The following is a 12,228-nucleotide window of genomic DNA, read 5'->3' on the forward strand; positions in this document are numbered from 1 at the left end:
CTCCCTAAATATTGTAACAAAAACACATAAAAATACTATGAACAATTCGTGAAATCACTTTTACAACGTGGCAATAAGAAAAAACATATTTCCTCACAGTTTCTAATAAAACGTTTTCATTTCCTTCTATTATATAGAAAAAACTCAAATGCATTATGAAACTCCTTTAATTGTTATTAACATAACAAAGGTAACATAGTTTCTCAAATAATTAGCACGCTACTAGTACGCCTATTTACATATTTGTTTAAAAAATATTTTTTTCAAATGCTGTCTCTATACAATGCAAAGTTGATTTTATAATACTTCTACTATTAATAATTTCAAGATTATGCATAAATATCATACTTTTATTATTATTCTATAAAATGTCATACTTTTCTTTCATTTGACCCTTTATTTCTAATTTTGTATACTTCCCTCTAGTTATATATTTTCGATACGGAACAACTTCATATAGATGGGAGGAATTTTTCATGCTTCGTTATTCTCTTTTAGTTTTATTAGGAGCGTGTAGTTATGGAATTTTAGCTATTTTTGTTAAGCTTGCATATGCAGAAGGATTTTCACTTGGAGAGGTAATTGGCAGCCAATATTTGTTCGGTTGGATTATTTTGCTTGCTACTACACTTCTATTTTCTAGACATCGCGTTCCTTTAAAGCAAGCATTACTTTTATTCGTTGCAGGAACATCTGCAAGTTTTACCGGAATTTTTTATTATGCCTCATTAAAAACTGTACCAGCTTCTATTGCAATTATTCTTTTATTCCAATTCGTTTGGGTCGGAATTATCATTGAAGCAGTCGCAACAAAAACATTACCTTCAAGAGAAAAAGTTATTTCTGTTATTTTCTTACTTGTAGGGACATTTTTATCAAGTGGTTTACTAGAACAATCAGCAGGTGCTTTCGATACGACTGGAATCATTTTAGGTTTATTATCTGCTGTTACATTCGCAACATACATTTTCGTGAGCGGAAAAGTTGCTGTTGAAGTACCTTCATTACCGCGCGGTGTTCTCTTAATGACTGGTGCTTTAACTTTAGTCATGATTGTATTCCCACCAACATTTATTTTTAATGGTGCCATTTCTCAAGGTCTTTGGAAATACGGTTTAGGATTAGGAACATTTAGTATCGTCATTCCATCTATTGCCTTTACAATCGGGATTCCAAAAATCGGTTCTGGCTTAGCGACTATTCTTGGTGCAGCGGAACTACCAGTTACAACAATTATGTCCGTATTCGTTTTAAAAGAGGCTGTACTATCTTCACAATGGTTCGGTGTATCACTTATATTAATTGGGATTGCAATCCCGCAAATTGCATACGCAATGCGTGGACGTTATCGTAAACATCCTACGCATAAAAAAGTCGCAGCATAAAGTGAAACTTTAATTAGTTGAACCAATCGGGCTTTTATGGGATAAACGAGAGAGGATTTTCATTTGAGAATCCTCTCTTTTATTGTTGTATACTTATGATAACTATTTTGCTGAAGAAAGAAGGCATACTACATGGTATCTATTTCAAATCAACTAAAAGAAAAACTTATTTCCATCCGTCGACATTTACATGAGTATCCAGAACTATCATATGAAGAGTTCGAAACAACAAAAGCAATAAAAAATTGGTTAGAAGAAAAAAATATTACTATCATTGATTCCAATTTAGAAACAGGAATTATCGCTGAAGTGTCTGGTAATAAAAACGGACCAATTGTAGCAGTTCGTGCTGATATTGATGCCCTTCCTATTCAAGAAGAAACACATTTGTCCTATGCATCTAAAGTACGAGGGAAAATGCATGCTTGTGGACACGATTTTCATACAGCTGCTATTTTAGGTACTGCTTTCTTATTAAAAGAAAGAGAATCTTCCCTAAATGGAACGGTTCGCTTCATATTCCAACCAGCTGAAGAAAGTAGTAATGGCGCTTGCAAAGTTATTGATGCTGGACATTTACGTAATGTGCAAGCGATTTTCGGCATGCATAATAAACCTGATTTACCAGTAGGTACAATTGGCATTAAAGATGGTCCACTGATGGCTGGAGTTGATCGATTTGAAATTGAAATTCACGGAGTTGGTACACACGCGGCTGTACCAGATGCTGGCGTAGATCCTATTGTCGCATCCTCTCAAATTGTGATGGCACTGCAAACAATTGTAAGCCGAAATATAAGTTCATCTCATAATGCGGTTGTTAGTGTTACAAATATTCATGCAGGAAATACGTGGAACGTGATTCCTGAAAAAGCTACGTTAGAAGGAACGATTCGCACGTTCCAAGCTGAAACACGTGAAAAGATTCCAGCACTCATGGAGCGTATTATTAAAGGTGTATCTGATGCATTAGGTGTAAAAACGAAATTCCGTTTTTATTCAGGTCCTCCTGCTGTTCACAACGATAAAGCTCTTACAGACTTATCTACTCAAGTTGCCACAAAGATGAATCTTAATATCATCTCGCCTAGTCCGTCAATGGCTGGAGAAGATTTCTCATTTTACCAACAGGAAATACCAGGTTCATTCGTCTTTATGGGAACGAGCGGTACACATGAATGGCATCATCCTGCTTTTACAATTAATGAAGAGGCACTGCCTATAAGTGCAGAATACTTTGCTTTACTAGCCGAAAGAGCACTTAAACAATTCTCATAAAAAAAGCCGTTCAAAGTGCATCTCAGCACCCTGAACGGCTTTTCTTATTAAGTTAAATCACGTTTTAAAAACACAGTATATGAAATACATAAAAATACGAACAAATAAAGCAGTAACATACATGATGCAAACGGGAATGTTACTCCATCAATAAAACTTCCATTCTTTGAAATACTATATAAATCTGTGTTTGCTGGCAATAAATATTTCGCCCAGTTATATCTAGTGGCTGCTAATAACGCAATATTGCCTGATAAAGCAAGGAATAGTGAAATACCAATTGCACCTCCACTAGATCTCGTTAACACAGAAATCATAAATGCAAACGATGCATACACAACCGTTGGTAACCACGATAAAACATAATATTTACTTGCTTCCACAAAAATATTTTGTTTTATTATATTTCCATCTTGGAAAATAAACTCACTCCATGCAGGCTGTTGGAATTTATAAATAACAAGTCCACATAAAGCGGAGAAAATCATATTAAATATAAACAATAAAGCTGCAAATATAACGATTGCTAAAAACTTTGCTGTTAAAATTTTAAATCGACTCGCCGGACGGATTGTTAAAAATTTATATGTTCCCCAGCTATATTCATTCGCAAAAATTGTACTTGCATACACGAGGATAAATGGGAGCAAAATTGGAAATACGATAAAACCTGTATCTCTCATGAAAGAAAGTGGAGAACTGCTTGCCGGTGCTGTATCCGTATCTAAATGCTTCATCTTAAGCTGGTATTCTTTTACAAGCTCATCCCCTGATTTTTCTGCTAAAATAGCTTCTTTTTTCATGCCAAGCTTTTTCTCAATTTCTACAGTACGTTCTGTATAATCTACTTTCCATCCTTTTGTTTCCGGTTCAAAATACTTTACCGTAACCCACCCTAATCCGATTATTAATACTGCAATAACCGCAAATGGAATAATCGTTCGCTTCCGCTTAAATATTTTATACAGTTCGTTATATACTAAATTAAACAATATCTTTTCCCCCTGTTAATTCTAAAAATTGCTCTTCTAACGTTTTTCTTTCTTCATATACACGATACACTTGAATATTTTTCTCAAGCAATGTACGAATAACATTTGGGATTTCTTCATCTTTTACGTTAATAATTAATTCATTATCCTTTAATAAAACATCATGCCCTAACATTTCCGCTGCTTTATTCGCATCATCTACACGTATACGGATCGTCTCCATCTCTTCACTTTGAATATACTGAATATTTTGCGTAGCCACATATTCCCCGTGCTGAATAATGATAACTCTGTCACACATTAATTCAACTTCTGAAAGTAAGTGACTCGATACAAGTACAGCTTTTCCTTGTTCGTGTGCAATTTTTTTTATGTACATTCTCATTTCATGTATTCCACTAGGGTCTAATCCATTCGTCGGTTCATCTAGTACCAACACATCCGGATCGTGAATAAGCGCCTGAGCGATTCCTAAACGTTGTCTCATGCCGAGTGAATATGCTTTTACTTTACGATTAATTACTTGTCCCATTCCTAACAATTTCACTACTTCATCGATACGTTCTTCGGTCACATTACCATTCATTCGTCCGAAATATGTTAAATTTTCATACCCGCTCAAAAAAGGATAAAATTCGGGTGTCTCAATTACCGCCCCAATTTTCGCAGCGGTTTTTTCAAATTGCTGTTTCACAGATTGACCATCAATCCATACTTCACCTTCTGTCATACGGATCATACCAACCATCATTCTCATTAAAGTCGTTTTTCCAGCACCGTTTGGTCCGAGTAAACCGACAACCTCGCCTTTTTTCACTTCAAAACTAATATTTTGTACAAGTGTCTTTGAGCCGATTCGCTTCGTTAACCGATCGACTTTTACAATTGATTGTTCATTTGTCATTCTATACAACCTTTCCTTCCCATTCTTTGTCAGGTCTTTTCACTGTAACATGATTATTTTTATGTGTAAAATAGAAAAAAGCATGATTTCTCATGCCCTTTCTTTTAATCGCAACGAATTTTCATCTTTTAAACTTCGAACAAATCGATAACATTGCATCATCGTTATTAAAACGACAGTCATCATAATTATACTAATAATTACAACTGCATATATTGTAATTGGCGCACTATTTACTCCTTGTATCCCTGCGATTTTCATAAAGATAACCGTGAATAATTTCAAAAATAGCATCCCATTAATTAATCCGAAAACAAATGCTGCTCCATAAATGAATAATTGCTCCTGACATAATAAACATAGTACTTCTTTTCTTTTTATATTTTCTGCTACATAAGATGTAAACTCCTCTCTCCTCACTAGCAAAAGGGAGTACATCATTTTATATGTAGTAAAAATACATATGAAAATTAGTGCAATAAACAGTGTGTAAAAATACATTTGAAATACAAATGCATCCCCTACTTTCAAAATAGCTCCTTCATTAAATTGTAACGATATCATAAAAAACAAAATCATAGTACTCATAGCAATCCACATAAATTGCTTCATCCTTTTGGTAGCAAATGTTCTAATATTTTTTCTCGCTAACCGACATAAAGACATAAAATTCTTCCCCTACCTTATTACATACGCATTCTATACTACTAGTGTATAAAAATATGACATTTTAAACATCGCACTACAATCGGAATTTCTTCTAAGTCTTTAGTCCTAGAAAACGAAATGATAAAAAGTCACATTTAGAATATAATTGTAAAAAGGAGGAGATTGCATGCGTATAAAATTACTATCAATCTTGTGTTTATTATTACTCACAAGTTGTAGCCAAATAAAAAACAATGAAGTTGCCATTGTTGAGCCATACAAATTAACAAAAGAGCAAGCTTCTATTTTACAAATGACTCCTTTTCAAGAAGGAAATAGCATGTTTTATAACGTTACTCTTAAAAATGATAAAGATGAAATAAATGCTACAATTGATTATTATAACAATGGTAAAAAAACAAAAGAAATTGCTAATATAGCTACCTCACATTTTTCAAAAAAGAAAGTAAAGCTTTCTTTTTTACCACCACATTTCCAATTCGATAAAGATATACAAGAAAAAAGGCAGTGGTATCTGAATATTGAAGGTGGTTCAACACTTGTTCCTGAAGAAGCGCCACCAAGCGTAAATAGCTCTGCAACTACTACAATCCAATCTATAAAAAATTTAAAATACAATCAAAAAACAACCTTAGCTGCTGTAATCCAAAGCAGTAAAGAAACTGTAAGCGTTCCTACCATTGATGAAGAAACAGGTATTGATCTACTCTTAAAAGAAAATGAACACGTTTATCTATTTAGTATCGAGCTAAAAAAAGAACAATAAAGCGGAAATGCAACTTAAGTTGCATTTCCGCTTTATTGTTTAATAAGGTGTACTTTTATGGATTTGAATTAAATCCATATTCTGTTACTACTATTGCTCATCTTCTACTTCTATTCTTTTCTTCTCTCTTGCAATTTTTAAAAACTCTAGCAGCTCTGGATTACTATTCATTTTTTTGTAAGCCACTGACATTTCTGCAACAAAATTAGAATCATATAACTCTTTATATACAACTTCTGTTTTATATAACTTATTTGCCGACACGGGTATTACTGTAATTCCAATCCCTGCTGCTACAAGCCCCATAACTGTTTGATACTCTGTTGCTTCTTGTACAATACGCGGACTAAATCCAACTTCTCTGCAAAGAGATAAAATTGTATCATACAAAGCTGGCCATACTGGTCTCGTAATAAATACAAACGGCTCATCTCGTAAATCTTCTATATGTATTTCATCTTTCTCTGCAAGTGGATGTGCCTTTGGTAAACATAAGGTGCAAGATAACCTTTGAATTGGCTCTAATTCTAATAATTGTGTTGGAATTGGTGGACGTAAAAAGCCAATATCGATACGGTTATCATGAAGTGCATGAACTTGATCTGGTGTTGACAATTCATGTAATGCAACAGACACTCTCGGAAATTTTTTTCTATATTCCCTAACAATTGATGGTAAAATATCATATATCGCCGCACCTACAAAACCAATTGAAAGTGATCCTACTTCTCCCCTTTGCGCACTTTGTGCAACTTCTACTGCTTTTTCAATTTGTTCAAACGCCTTTTTTACTTCTTTTAAAAACATTTCTCCTGCTTCTGTTAGTTCAACCTTTCTTTTCGTTCTTGAAAATAATGTAACTCCCATTTCTTTTTCTAATTGCTGTATTTGTTGACTAAGTGGTGGTTGTGTCATTTGTAAACGAGCAGCCGCCCGTCCAAAGTGTAACTCTTCTGCCACAACAACAAAATATTGCAAATGCCGTAATTCCATTTTTGGACACCCTTTTCACTTTCGATTAATATGTCTAATATATTAATAACATATAATTTATATATTAGACAAATATTTTGAATGAACGTATAGTAGAAATTGTTAATTCTTTTTTACAATTTTTATGTAAAAAAAGAAAGAGGTGGTTACTGTATGAAATGGTGGAAGTTAAGCGGACAAATTTTATTACTATTTTGTTTCGCTTGGACAGGTGAATGGATTGCAAAACAGGCACACCTCCCAGTTCCAGGAAGTATAATCGGTATTTTTTTATTATTAATTTCATTAAAATTTAACCTAGTTAAAAAAGAATGGATACAGGACGGAGCAGATTTTTTATTAAAAGAACTTATTTTATTTTTCATCCCTTCTGCAGTCGCTGTCATACGTTACAGAGATACACTAACACAATATGGAATCGATCTCATTTTAATTATTATGATTAGCACTCTTTGCGTTACCTTAGTTACAGGACTTTTAACAGAATTGCTACTAAAGCGGAAAGGATCAACGCAATGATCGGATTTCTTTGTTTACTATTAACACTATTCACATATTGGCTATCAAAAAAAATGTATCAACGATGGAATTGGAGTCTACTTTCTCCTCTTCTCGTCTGTCCCATTATTTTAATTTCTTTATTGCTCGGATTAGATACACCTTATGAAACATATGAATCTGGTGGTCACTGGTTAACTGAATTATTAAAACCCGCAACAGTTGCTTTTGCATGGCCAATCTATAAATACTTTGATTTATTAAAGAAACATGGAATGGCTATCTTACTTAATGTCATTGTCGGTTCGTTTTTATCAGTCATTACTTCAGCACTACTAGCAAATTATTTTCAAATTGATTCATCACTAGAACATAGTTTAGCGCCACATATCGTAACAACACCAATCGCAATGGCTATTTCAGAAATGATTGGTGGTATGTCACAATTAACTGCTGTATTTGTCGTTTTAACTGCCTTAACAGGAGCATTGCTCGGTCCTTCTCTCATACGTATTTGCCGTATTAAAACAGCAATCGCAAAAGGTATTATGTTAGGAACGAGTGCAAATGGAACCGGTACATCAAAAGCATTCGAAATCGGTCCTGTGGAAGGAACAATTGCAAGTTTATCCATGCTTTTAACAGCAGGCGCTAGTTTAGTTATCGTTCCGCTTTTCTTGTCTTGGATACATTAAAGAAGCAAGTATTTACATACTTGCTTCTTTATTTATATATTGGTACAGCAATTCATAATCCTCTGGAAAAGCTAAACACAATTGTTCAACTTCATGTATCCCTTTCCAAGCAATTTCATGTATTAACTCATCAGGATCTTGGATTTTCATATTACCGCCTATTTGTTTAACAAAATAATAATGGACATACACTGGAACACCGTATGTAATACCCTCTTTTTCATATATTTTATTTACAACTTCCACATTGTAACCTGTTTCTTCCCAAACTTCCCTGATACAACATTCTTCTAGTGTCTCTCCCTTTTCAAGTCCTCCACTTGGGACAGACCACCTTTTTTCTTCTCCCTCTTTTCCCTGCAGTACCATTAAAACTTCATTTTTTTCATTTACACATACCGCTGCACTACCTATCCATCTCTCCATAAACATCCCTCCCCTACTAAAATTCGCCTTCTTTATTATTTTCCCCTTGAAAAAAAGAGGAAAATAATAAAACAATGACGAAAAGTTACATCAACTTCATAGACAATCCCTTCTTAGAAATTAAAAATGGAAGGATGAAAATATGATTTCTAATTATGTTGTGGAATGTGTCTTTTGTGAAGAAAATCGAAAACCTCGCCAAGCTATTGTCACAGTTCCCGCCACTACTCAGCTACTAGCCCTTGAAAAAGTGCGCGCGGAATGCAAACGTCGCTTCGGAAAAACTGTATTATTGCAAACAGAAATTAAAGAAGAAATAATTTTCGAACAAAAAGAAAGCTGACCATAAATTGGGCAGCTTTCATATCCGATCATATTTTCACATGAAGATTAGGGGCATCCTCTTTAAGGATCGGGATTTTCCCATTATGTACGTTCCATAATGGTCATCGAACAATATATTTCTATGCAATTAACTATTGAATAGAATAGGGCAAAACTTGTTCGCATTTTTAGAAAAGGGATAGGGATATAATTCAAGTAGTACTTCGAATACTCGAACTTTACACTCATAATATTAAAACAAATCCTTTTATATGGGAAATATGAATTACCTATATAATTCATTCGTAAAATATATTAATAGTTTGCTATATTAATTTTATCCCGCTATTTGTAAGCAGTAACCCCCTACTGATTATAATTTCACTTTATTCCATCAATAGCATACACCCAGCTAAAACCGGTGTCATAATCATCGAAAACCTCAAAAGCGTTCGCGGTGCATAATTTGTAAACTTCGCGCCAATGTATGCCCCTAACATGGTCCCGATCAATACTTGCAATAACAATATATAATCTAAATATCCTTCCGAACTATATCCTATCCCGCCTCCAATTGCAATCGGTAATATAACCAGCATTGTTGTCCCTACAGATTGCTGAATCGTAAGTCCCAATAGAACCATTAATCCAAGTTGAATAAACGGTGCAGAACCAATCCCAAATGAACCAGCCATCATTCCAGTAACTAATCCAAGGCATACACATTTCAACAAGTAGTTCACGGAAAACTCTTTATGTTTATATAAAGACGACTTTTCTTTGTTTTGGAACATAATTAATTTAATAAACATAAAAATTGCCGATAAAAATAACATCCCAGCTGTAAACCAATGAAGAAGATGTGCTGGTATAAGTGAACCAAATTTAGAACCAATATAAGAGCCAATTGCGCCAAATCCCCCAACAATCCCGCCTATAATAAGTGCAACATTGCCTTCACGGTAATGACTTACAACACCTGATAATGTCGTAAATGCCATTGCAGTTAAAGATGTTGCAAGAGCAACATGAATAGGAATTTGGAATACTAAAGTGAGTATCGCGATAATAAACCCAGCTCCTCCAGCTCCAACAAATCCTAATAAAATACCCATTACTAACATTGTTATAATTATTGCCACAGACTTTCCCTCCAGTAACACAATTATCCATCATATTTATGCTTACATACAAATAAAAAGCATCCTAGATGGATGCTTTTTATTTCAATGATATGTACTTAATCTTGATTAATCAAAATAACTGCTGGACCAGCGACCACCACTCCAGCTACTTCTATCTTTTCAAATTCCTTTACTGTAATAGAGATAACTCCTTCTCTTTCCATCAATTCTTTACTCAGGACATCAGTCGGGATTGCTTTCACCGTCTTACCTCCTTTTCATTTATACAATATGATAAAGTGAAACTTTAATGAGTGGGGTTTTTGTCCGTACTTATTAATTATTACCCCTCACCAATCGGACTAATAATCACCCAATGCATCTATATATATGCATCACCTCCGCTTTCATTCCTTATTCCACTCAAAAACCTTCTCCCCCTTCCGTGACATATTGAAAAATAAAAAAGAAGCTATAACATATAGCTTCCCTCTACGTTTCTTTAATCTTTATGCACCGTATATTCCATGACTTTTCCATCTCTATCAAATTGGAAAACAAGCTGTTCGCTATCTATTGGAATAAAGCCACGTTCAGTCCCAAGATAATACAAAGTGGTAACTCCTTCTTCCCCACTTCTCGTTTCCGTTGGAGCTCCTAACAATTGGATAATTTCTTCATTTGATTTCCCTATTAATTTATATTTTTGTAATAGATCATCTACCATATGTACCCGCTTATCTGCATGATTTAACCATCTATTTTGATTAAACTTTGATGTATATTCATTTACACTTAGTTGTACAGTGCACACTATTAATGGTATGAGTGCTACTATTAAAACCCCCAACATTTGCTTCTTTTCTTCATTACGATTTTTAGAAACATATAAAATAGCCCTTTGAATCATGACTAATAAAACAAATGGTATGAATACTACAAAAATGCTCCTTACACTTAAGGGTATATGGACCATATCAATGACGAATATAAATACAATGTACATTACTATATACAAACAAAAATATACATACAAAATGCCACGTAGCATAGCGTTCAGAAAGATCTCTCCTTTTAACTCACTATATAATTCATCCGGCTAATCATTTCTCGAATCTGTTCTAATTCTTGCACTGTATATACTACTTTCCCTGCTAAGATTTCATTTCTGAAGAACGTTACAATTTGCTCCCGATCTTTTAATCTAGGTGTTTCCTCACTAGAAAGATCTATTATTTCTTTTCCATTTTCATTATAAAAATATACAACTGGTTTTACCTTTTCTTTTATACTATTAGCCTGCATTTCTTTCAAACAATTGTATAAAATTTGAGATAGTTTCTTCGCCTTATATACTGGATTTCCTTCATTTTTCACTTGTATAGTTGACGAATCTTTACCTACTATATATTCAAATGTCTCTTCTTTTTCAACTTCTTGTTGATACTTACCCATTTCATCAATCATAAATGAATATATACCAGCATTTTCTTTCGTTAAACCATGAATTAATTTCTCTTCCCATTCTTTCGTCTCAAGTATATAAATACCAGTTTTGCACAAGATGAGATGATGGATTCGATTATCGTTTATTTCACTATTATTTTTAATAAAAACATTCGGCATGATTTCAATTTCAGCATCTAATATGATGCCTTGCTCTATGAATCCTCGCTTCATATAATGTAATGTTTCGTACGTATTCATTTCAGCGCCGTTTTTAGTATATTCTCGTAAATTTGCAATTAATTTTTGAAACATATGTATTTCGTTATTATGTTTATTTTGTATTTCACTACGTTCTTTACTATGTTGCATAGCTAATTGATTTTTCATCATACGCATATTTTCAATTTCTCTATTTGCACTTACTTGTAAATCATTGTATTTTTTCTGTTCCATATTTTTTAAATTATTTTGTTGTTCTTTATGCTCTATCACCGTAGCTGCAATTTCGTTTTCATACGTTTCAATTGCTTGTTTCTTTTCAAATTCTACTTGCTGACTCTCTGATTCTAACTGTTTATTTTTATAAAACAGCACCTATTAGCACATAATTCATATTTTTACCCCTTTATTTCATTTTCTATTATTTTTTTAAAATATATCTACTATAGTATACTATGGTTTCGATATAGACTTTGTAAAAGTTGTATATTTTTAATAAAAGGCAC

The 12,228-nt window shown here is 33.6% G+C and carries 16 protein-coding genes; 6 read left to right on the forward strand and 10 right to left on the reverse strand.

Going from position 1 to position 12,228, the window contains the following annotated elements; all coding sequences use genetic code 11:
* Positions 1-4: 4 nt before the first annotated feature.
* Complete coding sequence (locus N2V79_RS17585) at positions 5-154, reverse strand: hypothetical protein (protein WP_002152557.1); 150 nt, start codon at positions 152-154, stop codon at positions 5-7.
* Positions 155-476: 322 nt separating this feature from the next.
* Between N2V79_RS17585 and N2V79_RS17590 the strand changes: the two genes are divergently transcribed.
* Positions 477-1,385: an EamA family transporter gene (locus N2V79_RS17590; protein ID WP_000947049.1), complete on the forward strand. Its 909-nt coding sequence runs from the start codon at positions 477-479 to the stop codon at positions 1,383-1,385.
* Between the two features lie 132 nt (positions 1,386-1,517).
* Complete coding sequence (locus N2V79_RS17595) at positions 1,518-2,663, forward strand: M20 peptidase aminoacylase family protein (RefSeq protein ID WP_000253676.1); 1,146 nt, start codon at positions 1,518-1,520, stop codon at positions 2,661-2,663.
* Positions 2,664-2,710: 47 nt separating this feature from the next.
* Here the strand turns inward: N2V79_RS17595 and N2V79_RS17600 are convergent, their stop codons facing one another.
* From N2V79_RS17600 to N2V79_RS17610, 3 genes are all read right to left on the reverse strand, one after another.
* On the reverse strand, positions 2,711-3,655 hold the full coding sequence (locus N2V79_RS17600) for an ABC transporter permease (RefSeq protein ID WP_000482759.1): 945 nt from the start codon (positions 3,653-3,655) through the stop codon (positions 2,711-2,713).
* Positions 3,648-4,559, reverse strand: coding sequence for an ABC transporter ATP-binding protein (locus N2V79_RS17605; RefSeq protein ID WP_000180627.1), 912 nt, complete (start codon positions 4,557-4,559; stop codon positions 3,648-3,650). Before N2V79_RS17605 ends, N2V79_RS17600 begins: the two co-directional genes overlap by 8 nt.
* 90 nt (positions 4,560-4,649) lie before the next feature.
* Positions 4,650-5,225 (reverse strand): ABC transporter permease, encoded by a 576-nt coding sequence (locus N2V79_RS17610; RefSeq protein WP_340720114.1) that lies wholly within the window; start codon positions 5,223-5,225, stop codon positions 4,650-4,652.
* A 169-nt stretch (positions 5,226-5,394) separates the two neighbouring features.
* Between N2V79_RS17610 and N2V79_RS17615 the strand changes: the two genes are divergently transcribed.
* Positions 5,395-5,994 (forward strand): hypothetical protein, encoded by a 600-nt coding sequence (locus tag N2V79_RS17615; protein WP_001220605.1) that lies wholly within the window; start codon positions 5,395-5,397, stop codon positions 5,992-5,994.
* A gap of 90 nt (positions 5,995-6,084) precedes the next feature.
* Here the strand turns inward: N2V79_RS17615 and alsR are convergent, their stop codons facing one another.
* Positions 6,085-6,987 carry an acetoin biosynthesis transcriptional regulator AlsR gene (alsR, locus tag N2V79_RS17620; RefSeq protein WP_000423235.1) on the reverse strand — a complete coding sequence of 301 codons (903 nt, stop codon included), beginning with the start codon at positions 6,985-6,987 and terminating at the stop codon, positions 6,085-6,087.
* A 153-nt stretch (positions 6,988-7,140) separates the two neighbouring features.
* Here alsR and N2V79_RS17625 point away from each other — a divergent pair, with 153 nt between their 5' ends.
* The gene (locus tag N2V79_RS17625) at positions 7,141-7,506 is read left to right on the forward strand and encodes a CidA/LrgA family holin-like protein (protein ID WP_000872365.1); all 366 of its coding nucleotides are present in this window, start codon (positions 7,141-7,143) and stop codon (positions 7,504-7,506) included.
* Positions 7,503-8,180, forward strand: coding sequence for an LrgB family protein (locus N2V79_RS17630; protein ID WP_053563808.1), 678 nt, complete (start codon positions 7,503-7,505; stop codon positions 8,178-8,180). The genes N2V79_RS17625 and N2V79_RS17630 overlap by 4 nt, the downstream gene beginning before the upstream one ends.
* 12 nt (positions 8,181-8,192) lie before the next feature.
* On the opposite strand, the gene N2V79_RS17635 is transcribed toward N2V79_RS17630, so the two are convergent.
* The gene (locus N2V79_RS17635; protein WP_053563807.1) at positions 8,193-8,606 is read right to left on the reverse strand and encodes an NUDIX hydrolase; all 414 of its coding nucleotides are present in this window, start codon (positions 8,604-8,606) and stop codon (positions 8,193-8,195) included.
* Between the two features lie 142 nt (positions 8,607-8,748).
* Between N2V79_RS17635 and N2V79_RS17640 the strand changes: the two genes are divergently transcribed.
* Complete coding sequence (locus N2V79_RS17640; protein WP_000625226.1) at positions 8,749-8,949, forward strand: DUF3903 domain-containing protein; 201 nt, start codon at positions 8,749-8,751, stop codon at positions 8,947-8,949.
* Positions 8,950-9,316: 367 nt separating this feature from the next.
* Here the strand turns inward: N2V79_RS17640 and N2V79_RS17645 are convergent, their stop codons facing one another.
* From N2V79_RS17645 to N2V79_RS17660, 4 genes are all read right to left on the reverse strand, one after another.
* A complete protein-coding gene (locus tag N2V79_RS17645) occupies positions 9,317-10,072 on the reverse strand; it encodes a sulfite exporter TauE/SafE family protein (protein ID WP_000974667.1) in 756 nt (251 codons plus the stop codon).
* A gap of 98 nt (positions 10,073-10,170) precedes the next feature.
* Positions 10,171-10,317 (reverse strand): BC1881 family protein, encoded by a 147-nt coding sequence (locus N2V79_RS17650; protein WP_000644411.1) that lies wholly within the window; start codon positions 10,315-10,317, stop codon positions 10,171-10,173.
* A 239-nt stretch (positions 10,318-10,556) separates the two neighbouring features.
* Positions 10,557-11,105: a hypothetical protein gene (locus tag N2V79_RS17655; protein WP_065484986.1), complete on the reverse strand. Its 549-nt coding sequence runs from the start codon at positions 11,103-11,105 to the stop codon at positions 10,557-10,559.
* A 23-nt stretch (positions 11,106-11,128) separates the two neighbouring features.
* Complete coding sequence (locus tag N2V79_RS17660; protein WP_340720115.1) at positions 11,129-12,097, reverse strand: NERD domain-containing protein; 969 nt, start codon at positions 12,095-12,097, stop codon at positions 11,129-11,131.
* Positions 12,098-12,228 lie beyond the last annotated feature (131 nt).

Source organism: Bacillus sp. CH_70 (genome assembly GCF_038007045.1).
GTDB lineage: Bacteria > Bacillota > Bacilli > Bacillales > Bacillaceae_G > Bacillus_A > Bacillus_A cereus.